We start from the raw sequence: 15,525 nt of genomic DNA on the forward strand, positions 1-15,525 counted from the left end.
AATTGCGGAAACAAACACGCAATCTGCCAATCTCACTCGCGGCGCACTCTCCCACCCCTCTAGAGGGGGCTGCGTTACTCTACGACGCTTATATAAGCTAGCCACCCGGGAAGCATATGTCGATAGAAAATTGTAGCGAATCATACGGGTAGTCGGCTAGGCCTAGCGCCGGGAAAGTTGGATATCCACCGTTGGGTAAATATCCCGTGCAGGTTATTGGACGATTTTGTCACCACGCACATTAACCGTGCTGGTCACAGTTATGCTTGCGACCTTAATGAGCTGCTGTGTGATTATCGTACGAAAAATACCTCAAAGGGGTTTGTTTCGCAGCATATCCATTGTTTTCTTTGCACTTTGCAGAATGTTATGGAAGAATCGTTCCGATGCCTTGCGGTCCGGGGCCAATGAAGTCAAGCGTACCGATTACCAGCGCGTCGGGCGCTGAACTGCCCAAGTCAGTGGCGCGCCATCATCTCGCGAAGTACAAGGCGAGGAGAAGCCGGTTTGTGGTAGCTTTTCTTCGAAAGCGGAGAGGCCGATCATCATTTCTTGGTGAGGCGAATTAGTGACCGCCGTGGTGTTTCTGGTTCGAGGCCAGATAAGGACATGTCGCGAACAAGGGCGGGTCGATTCAGAATTAGCGTTTATCAAATAACGCAGTTCTCAAATTTATCAATGTTCATGATGCCGACTTCGGCCCGTCCGTATAATTGATCAAACATGTGAGAGCCTGGAAGCAGACATCGTTAGATATTCGATAGCGCTCCTGGCACTGATACCCGGACCTAGAACGGGAAGGATTCACCTCTTGCGAACCGTTTCCATTCGCGAGATTTATTCAATGGACAGGGATCGACCGGAAGGGCGGCGGATCCGTGCGCCCGCCGGTTCAGCACCAACCTACCTTCATGGGCATAACTCCTAGTCCGCCACCTGACGGAGCAGGGCACATCCCCACGCATCGAGCAGTTGGCGCCGAAGCGCCAAGAATGTCGTCCGCTTGTACGCAGCGATGACTTTGTCCGAAACGACGTGAGCCAAGGCCGCCTCGGCAACTGGATCCGGAATTTTCGGCATCGTTTCCGCCGCCCAATCGCGAAAGGAACTGCGGAAGCCGTGCACCGTGAACGGCACCTTGGCGTCCTTGAGAACCTTGGTTAGCGTCATATCGCTGAGAGTTTTTCCGTCGCGCGCGGGGAATATAAGGTCGCCCGGATCGGGCGAGGCGTGAGCGAATTTTCGCCGGAGAAGATCGACCGCCTGCTGATTGAGGGTGACTGTATGGGCGAGCCGGTTCTTCATCAGGTCGGCCGGGCGGTTCCAAGTCGCCGATTCCAGATCGATATGGGACCATCGAACGGTCCGAACTTCGCCCGACCTAGCCGCCGTGAGCAAGAGAAACATCAGTGCGTCGCGACCCGTGGTAGCGGGTTTATTCACGATAGTGGCGACGAACTTCGGAACTTCCGAGTATGGCATCGCGGCGAAGTTTCCCGCGCTCGCCTGTCGGGCAAGGCCCAGGGTGACCGATTTCAAGGGTGCTTCGTGCTCGCGCCAGCCCTTAGAATAGGCGTAGTTGAGGACTGTTCCGACACGCTGCCGGAGCTTCCGAGCCGTGCAAGGTATTCGCGTCCAGATTGGCGCCAGCATGTCACGCACGAGCGCAGCGTCGATCATATCGATCCGCCGGCTTCCGAGGAGTCCGAAGGCGTGGTCCTCAAGCGTCGAGAGAAAGGCAGCAGCGTATTTCGGCGTCCAACCGGATTTCAGGTCATTATGTGCGGCCCTCGCAGCTTCCCTGAACGTCGGTATCGGGCCGCGATCACGGTCGCGCTCGGTAATCGGATCGCGGCCGTTCAACGCATGCTTGCGCAGCTCGGCCGCTTTCTCACGTGCCTCCGCCAAGTTGAGCGCGGCGATCGAGCCGAGACCGATATCCCGGCGTTTACCGTGACGCTGGATGCGCAAGACCCATGACCGGGCACCGGATGGCCTGACCAGCAGATACAGTCCGCTGCCATCCCCGTGCCGTCCTGGCTTGGCGTTTCGAACGCTGATCGCAGTTAGAATTCCCATCCGATTCAGTCCCTCATCCGCTCCCACACGACGCGCCGGATGTGATGGAACCTCGCGGGAAAACGTGCGCGATCACTATCTCAAATTGTCGCGCGTTCTCAAAGAGTAAGGGTCATCTTGGGTCGTCCTGGGAAGACCGTCTTAGCGATCACGGGGCATCCATTTATCCGCCATATGCTGACCGACGCGCCGGGGCCTTGCCCTGGTCGGCCGAGCGCGGGCCTTCACCGACTGGCTGGATCGCGCGTACGCGACGTCGCTCGCATTCGATAAGCTCCGGCGTGAGTCGCCTGATACCGTCAGAATGTCAGCGACCCTCATGACATTCCCGCCGCGCGCTCAAGCCTCGCTCGACGCTCTCAAGCCGGGCGCCGCCACATGTCTGTTCAGCCATGGCTATGAAGCAGAGGCACGGCGCCTGAGCGGCCCACCGACCGCGAGGCATGACGATCGACTGACGGCCGGCGCCTATAGATCCCGGCGCGGGCCTCCGGTCGAGCGCGGCTCAACGGGTGTCCGTGAAGCAATCCGCACCGAGGCCTCTTCCATGCGAAGGCGCGACCGTTCGAGATGGGTGCGCATCGCCGCTTCGGCCGCAGATGGATCGCGGGCGAGGAGCGCGTGGATGATCTGCGCATGCTCCTGCGCGGCTTCCTGCGGCGCATTGGTGTTGAACAGGAAGCGGAAGATGTGGAGATGCATGTGCAGCCGCTCGATCGTCTCGGCGATCAGGGAATTGCCGCTGCCGGTCGCGACCAGGCTGTGCAGCATCGCATCGGCTTCCGCGAAACGGGCATAAGCGACGCCGGTTTCCGCCTGGATCCGGTCCATCTCCTCTTCCATCGCCGACAATTTCCGCAGCGTCTCGTCGTTCATCGCCTCGGCGGCACGGGCGGCGGCATAGGGCTCGATCAGCTGGCGCAGGACATAGAGGTCGCTGACCTCGGCCGGCGTCATCTGCGCGCTGGCATGATAGCCGACATTGGGCACCTTGATGACCAGCTTCTCGGCCTCGAGCCGGCTCAGCGCCTCGCGGATCGGGGTCTGCGATATGCCGAGCTTGCGGGCGACGGCATCGATGCCGATGCGCGTACCCGGCGCGATCTCCATCGAGACCAGCATCGACAGGAGATGCTCATGAGCCCAGGCGACGAGCGTCGGAACGGGCGCCGGCCGCGGCGAACGATATCCCGCGGGCGGAAATATTGCTGGGGACTCGGTTACCATTCCAACTCTCGATACAATGCCGCCATGGCGTCTCTATCCTGTCCCTATAGGATATCGGATCAACGCGGGAAAGCACGATCGCTGCGCTTGCCGGACCGGGAAAGCGGTAGCGCCGCTGCGATCAAGTCCCGCAGCGATCCTTCCGATAGTCAGCCCGGCTTGGTGCCGAGGATCTTGGTGGCGCCCATCAGCTGCGGGTCGGTCGGCAGCGGCGTGGTACCGGCCGGGAAGCCATTGGTTTCGAGCATGAAGGCCTCGATATCCGACACCGTCTTCCCGCTCAGGCTGCCGGGATCATCGGCCGGCATCGTATCCTTGATACGGCTGAACAGATCGCCGGTCGTCGTCCCGTTCCAGTTGTTGAGGAAGTTGCTGCCGGCCAGTGGCGGTGCCGAATCGCCGCCGGTCAAGGTGGGACCGTGACAGCTGGCGCAACTTTGCGCGTAAGCCGCCTTGCCCCGGACGGCCTGTTCCCCGGTATAGACGCCCGCCCACACGCCGGCGCCCGGCGCCTGCGCCCTGGTGGCGACGGAGGCGATCGCCGTCGTCAGCACGGCGGCCCCTGCGATCAGCGCCACACGACCGCTACGCCGGCGCGTGGTGCCGTCCTTCATCCGCCCGGAAAAAATCATGTCAGGCCTCCTTGGGCAATTTGAACGCAACCAGCTCACCACTATAGTTACCGCCGCCGATCGCGACGACCAGATATTGGCGACCGCCCAACATATAGGTCATCGGCGATCCGCTTTGCGGGGCGGGAATATAGACCGCGCCCTTTTCCTCGCCCGTCGCCTTGTCATAGGCGCGCAGCATTGCGCCGCGGATGCCCTGTTCGTTGGTGAAGAAGCCAGCTTCGCCGCAGATCACCAGCGACTTGGTGCAGAGCGGGCCGAGATTGCCCTCCCGCCCGGTGCGCGGGATCTTCAGGCCCTTCAGCGCGGGATGGTTGCGGATATTGTCCGGCGTCTCGCCATGCGCGATCTGCCAGGCGATGTCGCCCTTGGTCAGATCGATCGCGGTGATTCGGCCATAGGGCGGCGCGATCAGCGGCAGGCCCTGCACGGTAAGCGGGCCAGGCCGCGGCGCTGGCGGTGATCCGGGCGGCGGCGGGGGTGGCGGCGCGGGCGGGCGATAGCCCCCCTCGGGCGGTGGCGCACCCATCGCGCGCTGTGCCTGCGGCGCGTTGCCGGTGACGCCGTGAACATAGGAGAAGTCCGAGACGTTCTTGTCAGGGCTCGGCACGATGCCGATCAGGCTGATCGTTGTCTTGGAATAGACATAGACCTTGCAGGTTTCGGGATCGTAGCAGCCACCCGGCCAGTTGGTGCCGCCCTGCAGACCCGGCGAGGCCAGCGTTCCGAAGGGCCCGCCCGGCTTGCTCAGCGTCGGCGCGGTGAACAAGGGGCCGGTGCGGTAATTCTTGACCAGCTCGAGCGCCTGGGCGTGCAGTTCGGGCGTGAAGTTGATCAGGTTCTCGGGCAGCGTCCCCTGGCGGTCATAGGCCGGCGGCTTGGTCGGGAAGGGCTGAGTCGGCGAATACCATTCGCCGGGCACGTCGCCCGGCGCCACCTTGCGCTCGACGATCGGCCAGATCGGCTTTCCCGTGGCGCGATCGAGCACATAGAGGAACGCCTGCTTCGACGGCTGGGCGAGTGCCTTGACCATCTTGCCGCGCACCGGGATGTCGCACAGGATCGGCGCGCATGGCAGATCATTGTCCCACAGGCCGTGATGGACGAACTGGTAGTGCCAGCGACGTTCGCCCGTCATCGCATCGACCGCGACGAGCGATTCCCCGAACAGCGCGTTGCCGCGCCGATACATGCCCATTTCGTCGCCGGTCGGCAGCTCTACCGGCAGATAGACCAGCCCGAGCTCCTCATCGGCCGACATCTGCGCCCAGACGCCGCCATTGCCGGCACGGTCGGCATCGTCGCCTTCCCAGCTGTCATAGCCATATTGTCCCTTTTTCGGGATCGTATGGAAGATCCATTTGCGCTTGCCGCTATGCACGTCGAAGGCACGGACATAGCCCTTCACATTGTAGCGCGTGGTCGGCACGTCACCGGCGGTGTGCGCGGCGCCGACCACGACCATGTCCTTCACCACCAGCGGCGTCGAATGCAGGCCGACATCGGCGGTATCCGCATCGATCTCCTGATCGAAATCCTTTTTGAGATCGACGATGCCGTTCACGCCGAAGGCCGGATCGGGATAGCCGGTCGCGGCATCGAGGCAGACCAGCTGATATCCGGTCGTCACGAACAGGATCCGTTCCTTGGTCCCGTCGGTCCAGTAGGAGCAACCATGGCCGGAGAGCTGGCGCGGCGAGTTCTGCGCGCGGCGCCCCTCGTCGAGCCGGTACATCCACAACAGCTCGCCGGTCGTCGCGTCGAGCGCGATGCAGTCGCGGCGCGCGCCAGCGGTCAGGAACAGCCGACCCTTGATCAGCAGCGGCGTCGCCTCGAACTGATATTCCTTGCGGGTGCCGAGCGCGTCGGTCTTGAAACGCCACGCAACTTCCAGCTGGTTGAAGTTCGCCGCGTTGATCTGGTCGAGCGGCGCATAGCGCGTGTTCGCCTGGTCGGCGGCATAATGGCGCCATTCGGTATCTATCTTGGGATCGTGCGGCGGAATCGGCGGCGGCGTCCATCCGGCCCGGCCCTGGGCAAAGGCGCCCGTCTTCGCCAGCAACAGCGTTGCACCGGTGCTCAACAACAAGGTACGTCTGGACAAGGTCGACATTCAGATCCCTCCTAGGTCGGGCACTCTTGCGCTGCCCTGAACGCCGGCTACCACAGTGAAATCGTCTATCCTATAGGATATATTAGGCCAGCCATGCTTTTCGTGCGATCTCGCGCTCATCGCCAGTATCGCCCGGCAAACTTAAGGAAATAGGGCCAGTTGGGGTTGGGGGTATGGCCCTCGCCATGCTGGCGGTATCCGATATCGCCATCGCCCAGATAGGTGAGCAGCGGCGGAAACTGCTCGGTCTGCAATCCCTTGCGTCCGAGCAGCCGCCAGACCGGGCTCGCGGCCGCCGCCGCCATGAACATGCCGCGCGCATCGACCCAACCGTCCCCGGGCACGGCGGAGAGCGGGGTCATGATCAGCGCCCCACCACCGATGAACAGCGGACGCGGCGCGACCAGCGCGATCAGTTCATGGCTGTCGACTGGCAGCTCGCTGGCGCTGTGGCCGGCAGCGGCGTACCTCAGAAAATTGCCGGCGAACCAGTGGAACTCGTTGGCCGCCGCGAGATTCGGAATGCCCTCACCGAAATTGCGGCGGTACAGCGCAGCACCGCCAGCGCCCGAAGACGAGATGAAGCCGGTAGCAAAGCGCTGGTCATAGGCGAGCGTGACCAGCGCTGCCTTGCCCCCGCGCGAATGGCCAAAGATCGCAACCTTCTTCGCATCGACCGCGGGATCCGTCGCGAGATAGTCGAGCCCGCGGCTCGCCCCCCAGGCCCAGGCACGCAGCACGCCCCAATCCTCCAGGCCGCGTGGCTGCCCCCGGTTGGTCAGGCCGATGATGCCCTGAGTGAGCCCCGCCGCATTGTCGGCCTGGACGCTGTTGGTATCGAGCGTCGCGAAGCCCCAGTTCTTCGCGAGCAGTTGCTCGCGATAGTCGGGGCCCGGCATGGCAGGCGCCCCGGGTGGGCGCGGGCGCGGCGTGACCGAGCCGAACGCCATGACGACCGGCACGCGCCTGCCCCTCGTCGAGGCCGGCGTCGTCACGGTCATCAGGATATCCACGGTAATCCCGGGTGCGGCGCTATTGTCGACATGGCCGACCAGCTTCCGGGTCACGACCGGCGTGGCGCCGATCGTCTCCTCCACCGTATCGGCGACGCGCCACGTCACGCCGGGCACGATGGCCGGCACGCGACCGTACACCGTACGGTCGAACAGCTCCATGATCTCGGCGCGGCGCGCGGGCCAGGTCGCCCTGGTAACCCTGGCCCCCGCCTGGTTGGTCAACGGGTCGGGCAAATTGGGGAAGGGGTTGGCGCGCGCCTCGTCGAAATTGGCGAAATCGGGCTTGCTCGGGTCACGGGCCGAGACCGTAGGCGTCAGGGTGGTGATGCCGAGTTGCTGCAACACCCGGGCACGCTCGGCAGCGGAGGCGGCGGCGATCCTCTCGCGCTCCGGATCGGCGGCCGGCGGCGGCGCCGGAGCGACCTGGGCCGCAAGCAGTGCCGGCACGAGGCAGGCCAGCAGCGCACCGACCGTTTTGGAAACATGTCCCGTCACGTTCTTTCTCCGTCCGGCCGCCATCCTCGGATCAACTTTGTTCGATATAAAATGGCGGGGCGACGCCGAAGCAACGCCCCGCCAAGGTGTCCCGCACTCAGGAGCCACGGGAGGGGTAAGGGTGGGCGCCGAAGATCAGCGTTGATAGAGCGGCATCGAGCCGGCGACCTCGGTGCGCAGGCGATAGATACTGGTGGAGCCGGTGAAATAGAGATCATGGCCATCCCCGCCAAAGGCGAGGTTCGCCGCCGTCTCGGGCAGCTTGATCAGGCCGAGCAGCTTGCCCTGCGGCGAAATGACGCGAATGCCGCCGGGGCCGGTGCTCCAGACATTGCCCGCCACATCGGTCTTCAACCCGTCCGGCCCGCCGCGGCCCATGCCGCGATCATAGGAGAACAGGATGCGGGGGTTGGACAGCGCACCGTCCTTGCCCACGTCATAGGCGCGGGTGAACATCTCCGGGCCGTAGCTGTTGACGTAGAAGGTCTTGCCGTCGTTCGAGAAGGCGAGGCCGTTGGGCAGCTTCAGGTCGGTGACCATCGGCGTCAGCTTGCCGTTGGCATAGCGATAGACTGCGGCGAAAGGCTGTTCGAGCTCCGGCGACGGCTCCATGTTCATCGGGCCGAAGGGCGGATCGGTGAACCACAGCGCGCCGTCCTTTGCGAAAACCAGGTCGTTCGGGCTGTTGATCTTCTTGCCGTTATAGGTGCTGAGGAACGGCTTGATCGCGAGCCCGGCATCAAGCCGGGAGATGTTGCGGCCACCCTGCTGGGCGTAGAGGATGGTGCCATCCTTGTCCGTCACCATCGCGTTCGGCCCGAGCGTCTTGCCCGGCTTCGGGTTTGGATAACCACCGGCATGCGCGACCAGCAGTTCCACCTTGCCGTCGGGAGTGACCGCGCGGATTTCCTCGCCGCCGACGTCGGAGAACCACAGCCGCCCTTCGCGCCACATCGGGCCTTCGACAAACTTGAACCCGGTCGCGATCTTCTCGATCTTCGCATCCGGTGCGATCAGAGCGTCGAGCGCCGGATCGAGCCTGACGACCTCGGACGCGACCGGCGCGGCCGGCGGTTCCTGCGCGACCGCAATGGCCCCGATACCGACGATTCCGGCGCCCACCGCGAGCACCTGGCTTAGAACGAACTTCATCATTTTCCTCTCCCCTGAGGGCTGTTTCCCAGTCAGCGAGCGGCCGGCTTTGCCGGCTCGGGCCCGAAATTGGCGGCCAGATAATCGATCACCATGGTCATGTCGTCGGGCGTAAGATCGGCACCGCGATCGACCATCAGCTGCACCGTCGCGGCCCAGTCATCGGCGCTGCGCCGCTGGTTGAACACGCTCGCGGTGGTGTGACAGGTGCTGCAGCGTTCGTTGATGACGACCAATGCCGGCCCCGGCGGGAGCGCCGGCAGCGTACCAGCCGCTGTCGGGGCGCCCGGCGCCGGCGCGGTTTGCGCCTCGAGCCCACGCGTGGCGATCACCGCCAGCGACAGACCCATCACCGCCATCATCATCGTTCGTGCAGACATTGCGACCCGATACTCCTGTTACACTATTTCGGCAGCGCGAAGGCGAGCACCGCATCGCTCGAAACGGGCGCGCCATTGAATCCGCCGGTATCGACCGCCGCGACATATTGGCGGCCGCTCTTGCCCGCATAGGTGATCGTCGACCCGTAGATCGACGCCGGCAGCGGCGCCGTCCACAAGGTCTTGCCGGTACGGGTGTCGAAGGCGCGGATCTTGTTCTCGTCCGTGCTGCCGAAAAAGGCGAGGCCAGTCGCGGTCACGATCGGCGCGCCGGAACTCGGCCGACCGGTGTCGCGCATGCCCTCCGGCAGGCTGTCGGTCGTGCCGAGCGGCACGCGCCAGGCGATCGTGCCGTTGTTGACGTTGACCGCGACCATCTCGCCCCAGGGCGGCGGGCCGCACGGCGTGCGGGTCTCGCGATCCCAGAAATAGACATAGCCGCGCGCCAGATCCCAGGAGCCGTTCGCCTGCTGGGCGAGCTGTTGCGGGCTCGCCAGCGAGTTCACATTGGTGACGTACAGGCCAAGCTTCGGATCGAACGCACCGCCGCCATAATCCACCCCGCCCAGGCTGCCGGGGAAGAAGGCGACGGCCGAATCCGCGCGCAGCGGCTGGAACATCTTGCTCGAGACGATCTTGTAGTCGTCGACCACCTTCTGGCAGCGCTGCTTCACCTCGGGCGTCATCGCGGCCATTTCCGACATGTCGAACGACAGACGGGTCAGCGGCGGCGGCGCCGACGGCATCGGCTGAGTCGGCGAGGGATGCTCGCCGGGGATGTCGGTTTCGGTCGGGACCGGCACCTCGGTGACATCGTAGAGCGGCTTGCCGGTCACCCGATCGAGGATGAACATGATCGCCATCTTGCTCATCACCGCGATCGCCGGGATCGTCCGGCCATTCTTCTTCACGTCGATCAGCGTCGCGGCGGGCAGGTCGACGTCCCAGATATCGTGATGCACGACCTGGAAATGCCAGAGATATTTGCCGTTATTGGCATCGACCGCGACGATCGAGTTGCCGAACAGATTGTCGCCCTTGCGATCGCCGCCCCAGCGATCGAAGCTTGGCGCCGCGATCGGGAGATAGGCGATGCCGCGTTTCTCGTCGACGACGATCTGGGTCCAGACATTGACGCCCGACCGGTTCTTCCAGCTGTCGCCTTCCCAGCTGTCATGGCCGATTTCGCCGGGCTGCGGCACGGTGTGGAAGGTCCAGACCAGCTTGCCGCTGCGCGCGTCCCAGGCGCGGACATCGCCCTTCGCGCCAAGCGACGGCGTTTCCTGCACGCGCGATCCGGTGATGATCAGGTCGCCATAGATCGCCGGCGGGCCGGTCATGCCGTACTGGCCGTTCGCGTTGCCGTTCATGATCTCCGGCGTCTTCATGTTGACCACGCCGTTCTCGCCGAAGCCCGGCACCGGCACCCCGGTCCCCGCGTCGAGCGCGATCAGGCGGCCCGAGCGGGTGCCGAACACGATCTCCGGCTTGGCCTTGCCCGAACCGGGCCAATATTGCACGCCGCGGGTCGAGGCCTGGTCGCGCTCGGGCATCTGATAGGTCCAGAGCTCCTTGCCGGTGTCGGCATCCAGCGCGACGACCTTGCCGTAGGGCGACGGGAAATACATTACGCCGTTCATCACGATCGGCGTCGCCTGGGACGAGGAGAAGCGCGGGCGCGGCGGAGGGGTCGTGTTGGCCGGCGCGTTCGGCATGGGCGGAAAGGCGGGCGCGACGAAGTCGGCCGGTTTCATGTTGTAGGTCCAGGCGACCTGCAACTTGTCCACATTCTGCGGCGTGATCTGCTTCAGCGGCGAATAGCGCGATGCTCCCTGATCGTTGCCATAGCTGGGCCAATCCTTGCCGGCCGGCGCGGCGTGAGCGGAGGCGGCGATCGTCGCGGCGCCCGCGAGCAGCAATGCGAGCCTCAACGCGCGGTCCTCGGACGAGCAGCCTGTTCTGCCATGTACAACGCCTTGGACGCGAGGTCCTTCGCAACACCGATCACCATCATATCCAGCGGAGCCGCTCCTGTTGATTTGATCGATCGGGACTGTCCAAGATCGACGGGAATGACATCGCCGGTGTGAATGGCCGCTGTCTCGGATCCGACGGTCACCTCGCCATCGCCCGAGATCACCAGATAGGCCTCGCTCATGTCGGGCATGGTCCGCGCGCCGACCGAGGCGCCGGCGGGGATGCGCAGGTGATCGACATAGGACCAGGGCGTCGAGAAGACGCTCGGCTCGAACGCGCGGCGGTAGAGCACGCTGCCCGTGCCGCCGTCCATGCCGGCGACCGGCCGCAATTGCGCCGGATCGAAGCGCGCCGAGATGAATTGCGGGATCGGATCGAGCGCGACGCCGGTGCGCGGGTCGTTGAGGTTGAACGCATCATAGGTCTTGGTCAGGCCGACATTGATGTTGACCCATTGTACGGGCTTGTCAGTCGGATTGTAGATGGCGTGGGCGTGGCCCATCCGGTCGGGCACCGCCGCCGGGCCCTTGATCAGCGAGGTATGGCCGTCGATCGTGAACTGCGCTTCGCCGTCGAGGATGACGAACATCTCCTCGCAATTATTGTGGAAATGCTCGCCGATGCCGCTCTTCGGGGCGATCACGCCGCGGTGGACGAAGATGAGGTTGGTGCTGAGCGCGTCGGTGCCGAAGATCTGGCCGAATTCCATCGATCCGGCGCCGGCGTGAACGCCTTCGCTGTGGCGGAACTTGGTCGGATCGGTGTGGCCGATGCGCTGGGCGAGGGGTTTTCCGGGCACGGGAGCGGCTGTTTGCGCATGGGCGGCGGCGCCGCAGAGCATGGGCGCGACGAGTGCGCATGCCAACAAGGTCTTCCTCAAGCCCGATCTCCCCTACATCGTCCGCGCCGGCGTTCGGCTCAGACATTGTTCTTTGTTTCGAGCGATGCTAGCAGGGTGCAATATCATATACAATATGATCCTGCGGCCAGAATCCGCGGGACACGGGCTGGTGAGGGGATTGGGCATATGACGATGGCGAGGCGCTCGCGCGTGCGGGTCTTACTGATTTTCCTACTGTTCCTGCTGAGCGCCGTGGCGTTCCTCGACCGGACCAACATCTCCGTCGCGGGCGTGCAGATGCGCCAAGAATATGGCATCGACCAAATCCATCTCGGCTGGGTCTTCAGCGCCTTCCTGATCGGCTATGCCGCGTTCCAGGTCCCGGCGGGCTGGCTCGCGGTGAAGATCGGGCCGCGCAAGGTCCTGACCTATGGCGTGATCTGGTGGGGCGTGTTTTCGGCCGCGACCGCCCTCGTCTCACCTGCCCTCGGCAGCACGGTGCTCCAGCTGATCGTGGTGCGCTTCCTGCTCGGCGCGGGCGAAGCGGTGATCTATCCGGCCGGCAACCAGTTGCTGTCGCGCTGGATCCCGATCGAGGAGCGCGGCAAGGCCAATGGCCTGATCTTCGCCGGCGTCGGCGCGGGTTCTGGCCTCACGCCGCCGCTGATCACTGCGCTGATCGTGTTCGGCGGGTGGCGGCTGTCCTTCTATGCCTGCGCGCTGATCGGCATCGTCGTCGGTATCATCTGGTACGTGCTCGCGCGCGACCGGCCCGAGGAGCATCCCCGCGTGTCCGCAGCCGAACTCGCGCATATCCGCGCCGGGCTGCCGGCGCCGATGACGGGCGCGGCGCCGCCCACGCCCTGGGGCGCGATCCTGACCGATCGCAATGTCTGGGGCCTGTTCGTCAGCTATTTCTGCTTCGGCTATGTCGCCTGGCTCTTTTTCAGCTGGTTCTTCATCTATCTGGCCGAGGTGCGCCATGTCGACCTGAAGGCGAGCGCGCTCTATTCGATGATGCCGTTCATCGCGATGACCATCTGCTGCCTGAGCGGCGGCGTCGCCAATGATCGCATCGCGAAAAAATATGGCCTGTTCTGGGGCCGCAGCGGCCTGGCCGTCGTCGCCTTCATCCTGACCGCCGGCTTCCTTGCAGCGGGATCGCAGGTGACCGGCACCGGGCTCGCCGTGGTGATCCTCGCGGGCGGCGCGGGGGCGCTCTATCTGTCGCAAAGCTCCTTCTGGTCCGTCACCGCCGACATTGCCGGGCCCTATACCGGCGTGGTCTCCGGCTTCATGAACATGGGGTGCCAGATCGGCGGCGCGCTCACCGCATCGCTGACGCCGTGGATCGCGGCGCAATATGGGTGGATCGCCGCGTTCGGCACTGCCGCCACGCTGGCGGTGATCGGCGCGATCGCGTGGTGCTTCGTGCGGCCGGACCGGCTGATCGTCACGGAGCGCCCCGCAGCCGGGCAGCCGGAGATGGTTGCCGCCTGATATCGCCGACGGGCCCGAATCCCTATACTATCCTGCGGCCGTCGCCGGGCGGCCCGAACGAAGGAAGAGATTGAATGACGACGCTGCCGCTCTCCGGCCTCCGAGTGCTCGACATCACCCAGGTGATGGCAGGCCCGTTCTGCTGCATGCTGCTGGGCGACATGGGTGCCGACGTGATCAAGATCGAGCCGCCCAAGGTCGGCGATTCGACGCGGCACTCGATGGGCTTTCGCCTGAAGGGCGAGGACAGCCCCGGCTTCCTCGCGCTGAACCGCAACAAGCGCAGCATCACGCTCGACCTGAAGAGCGAAGAGGGCCGCGAGGTGCTCTACGCGCTGGTAAAGACCGCCGACGTGGTGGTGGAGAATGCGCGGCCCGGCGTCGCCCACCGGCTCGGCATGGGCTATGAGACGCTGCGCGCGATCAACCCGCGGCTGATCTATGCCAGCATCTCCGGCTTCGGCCAGACCGGCCCCTGGGCGCAGCGCCCCGGTTTCGACCTGATCGCCCAGGCGCTGTCGGGCGTGCTCAGCTCCAACGGCTTCCCCGGTATGGAGCCGGCCAAGAATTCGATCGCGGTCGCCGATCTCGGCGCTGGCCTGTTCTCGGTCTACGGTATCCTCAGCGCGATCATCGGCCGCGAGAAGACCGGCGAAGGCCAGTATATCGACGCGTCGCTGCTCGAGGCGGCGATGGGCCTGTCGATCTGGGAGACGACCGAATTGTGGGGCACCGGCAAGTCGCCGCAGCCGATCGGATCGGCCAACCGCATGTCCGGCCCCTATCAGGCAGTACTAGCCAAGGACGGCTGGTTCGTGATCGGCGCGGCCAACCAGGGCCTGTGGCTGAGCTTCCTCAGGATTCTCGGCCGCGAGGAGCTGCAGGACGACCCACGCTACGCCACAAACGCCGCGCGCGTCGCGAACCGGATCGAGCTGATCGCCGATCTCGGCTCCACCTTCCTCACCCGCAACAAGCAGGAATGGATCGATGCGCTGCTCGGTGCCGGCGTGCCGGCCGCGCCGATCCTGGATTATGCGCAGGCAATGGAGAGCGAGCAGGCGATCGCGCGCAACATGGTGATGGACGTCGCGCATCCGATCGAGGGCACCTACAAGTCGCTCGGCTTCCCGGTGAAGATGATGGGCACGCCGCAGGAAGTCCGCCTCCCGCCGCCGCTGATCAACGAGCATGGCGAGCAGATCCGCCGCGAGTTGCGCGAGCGCGGCTTGCTGCCGGCCGAGCGGGTGGAGGCAGCCGAGTGACCGGCCAGACGATCCTGGAGCGGGACGGCGCGATCGCGCACGTCCGCTTCGACAATCCGGCCATGCACAACGCCCTGACGCACCAGATGTGGGTCGACCTGCACGATATCTGCGTGGCACTGGCCGCCGACCCGACGGTTCGCGTCGTCACTTTTCGCGGCACGGGCGGCAAGGCGTTCATCTCCGGCACCGACATCAGCAGCTTCGCCGATTTCACCAGCGGCGAACAGGGCGTCGATTATGAACGGGAGATCGATGTCTTCATGGGCGCGGTCGACCGGATCCCGGCCACGACTATTGCGATCGTCGATGGCTGGGCGGTCGGCGGCGGCATCAACATCTCCTGTGCCTGCGATTTCCGGGTGGCGACGCCCAACGCGAAATTCGGATCGCCGATCGGCCGGACGATCGGCAATTGCCTGTCCGCCAGCAGCACCGCCCGGGTCGGCGCCGCAGTGGGCGTTCAGATCGCCAAGCGGATGGTGCTGCTCGGCGAGATGATCTCCGCGCAGGAACTGCTCGACAGCGGCTTCCTCTACAAGGTGGCCGAGCCCGCCGAACTCGACGCTGTCGTAGCAGCGCTGGTGCAACGTGCGGCGGAGAATGCGCCGCTCACCACCAGGACGACCAAGGAGACGATCCGTCGGCTGACGCTGGACGGGCTGCCCGATATCCAGCAGCTGATTTCCGACGTCTATGGCAGCAATGATTTCCGGCGCGGTGTGCACGACTTCCTGGCGAAGACGAAACAGACGCCGGTGTGGACGGGAGACTGAGAGGTTTGGGCGGGCCTTCGCTGAGTAACCGTCACCCCGGACTCGTTCCGGGGTCCACGATGCCGCGAATCC

At 64.7% G+C, this 15,525-nt stretch carries 12 protein-coding genes; 3 read left to right on the top strand and 9 right to left on the bottom strand.

Features of this window, described 5'->3' with window-relative positions; all coding sequences use genetic code 11:
* Positions 1-924 precede the first annotated feature (924 nt).
* From U1769_RS05110 to U1769_RS05150, 9 genes are all read right to left on the bottom strand, one after another.
* A complete protein-coding gene (locus U1769_RS05110; protein ID WP_332712846.1) occupies positions 925-2,079 on the bottom strand; it encodes a tyrosine-type recombinase/integrase in 1,155 nt (384 codons plus the stop codon).
* A gap of 468 nt (positions 2,080-2,547) precedes the next feature.
* Positions 2,548-3,306 (bottom strand): GntR family transcriptional regulator, encoded by a 759-nt coding sequence (locus U1769_RS05115; protein ID WP_332712849.1) that lies wholly within the window; start codon positions 3,304-3,306, stop codon positions 2,548-2,550.
* 149 nt (positions 3,307-3,455) lie between these two features.
* Positions 3,456-3,938, bottom strand: coding sequence for a c-type cytochrome (locus U1769_RS05120; RefSeq protein WP_332712852.1), 483 nt, complete (start codon positions 3,936-3,938; stop codon positions 3,456-3,458).
* A gap of 1 nt (position 3,939) precedes the next feature.
* Positions 3,940-6,051 (bottom strand): outer membrane protein assembly factor BamB family protein, encoded by a 2,112-nt coding sequence (locus tag U1769_RS05125; protein WP_332712855.1) that lies wholly within the window; start codon positions 6,049-6,051, stop codon positions 3,940-3,942.
* A 116-nt stretch (positions 6,052-6,167) separates the two neighbouring features.
* A complete protein-coding gene (locus U1769_RS05130) occupies positions 6,168-7,562 on the bottom strand; it encodes an alpha/beta hydrolase family protein (RefSeq protein WP_332712858.1) in 1,395 nt (464 codons plus the stop codon).
* 135 nt (positions 7,563-7,697) lie between these two features.
* Complete coding sequence (locus U1769_RS05135; protein WP_332712861.1) at positions 7,698-8,717, bottom strand: SMP-30/gluconolactonase/LRE family protein; 1,020 nt, start codon at positions 8,715-8,717, stop codon at positions 7,698-7,700.
* A 29-nt stretch (positions 8,718-8,746) separates the two neighbouring features.
* The gene (locus tag U1769_RS05140; protein ID WP_332712864.1) at positions 8,747-9,094 is read right to left on the bottom strand and encodes a hypothetical protein; all 348 of its coding nucleotides are present in this window, start codon (positions 9,092-9,094) and stop codon (positions 8,747-8,749) included.
* A 23-nt stretch (positions 9,095-9,117) separates the two neighbouring features.
* Positions 9,118-11,025 carry an outer membrane protein assembly factor BamB family protein gene (locus tag U1769_RS05145; protein ID WP_332712867.1) on the bottom strand — a complete coding sequence of 636 codons (1,908 nt, stop codon included), beginning with the start codon at positions 11,023-11,025 and terminating at the stop codon, positions 9,118-9,120.
* Positions 11,022-11,870 carry a cupin domain-containing protein gene (locus U1769_RS05150; protein WP_332712871.1) on the bottom strand — a complete coding sequence of 283 codons (849 nt, stop codon included), beginning with the start codon at positions 11,868-11,870 and terminating at the stop codon, positions 11,022-11,024. The genes U1769_RS05145 and U1769_RS05150 overlap by 4 nt, the downstream gene beginning before the upstream one ends.
* Before the next feature lie 228 nt (positions 11,871-12,098).
* On the opposite strand from U1769_RS05150, the gene U1769_RS05155 reads away from it, so the two are divergent.
* The 3 genes from U1769_RS05155 (at position 12,099) to U1769_RS05165 (ending at position 15,453) form a co-directional block, all read left to right on the top strand.
* Positions 12,099-13,412 (top strand): MFS transporter, encoded by a 1,314-nt coding sequence (locus U1769_RS05155; protein ID WP_332712874.1) that lies wholly within the window; start codon positions 12,099-12,101, stop codon positions 13,410-13,412.
* A 74-nt stretch (positions 13,413-13,486) separates the two neighbouring features.
* Positions 13,487-14,677, top strand: coding sequence for a CaiB/BaiF CoA transferase family protein (locus tag U1769_RS05160; RefSeq protein WP_332712877.1), 1,191 nt, complete (start codon positions 13,487-13,489; stop codon positions 14,675-14,677).
* Positions 14,674-15,453, top strand: a complete 780-nt coding sequence (locus tag U1769_RS05165) for an enoyl-CoA hydratase (protein WP_332712880.1) — start codon at positions 14,674-14,676, stop codon at positions 15,451-15,453. The genes U1769_RS05160 and U1769_RS05165 overlap by 4 nt, the downstream gene beginning before the upstream one ends.
* The last annotated feature ends 72 nt before the right edge of the window (positions 15,454-15,525 follow it).

The organism is Parasphingomonas zepuensis (genome assembly GCF_036663735.1).
GTDB lineage: Bacteria > Pseudomonadota > Alphaproteobacteria > Sphingomonadales > Sphingomonadaceae > Sphingomonas.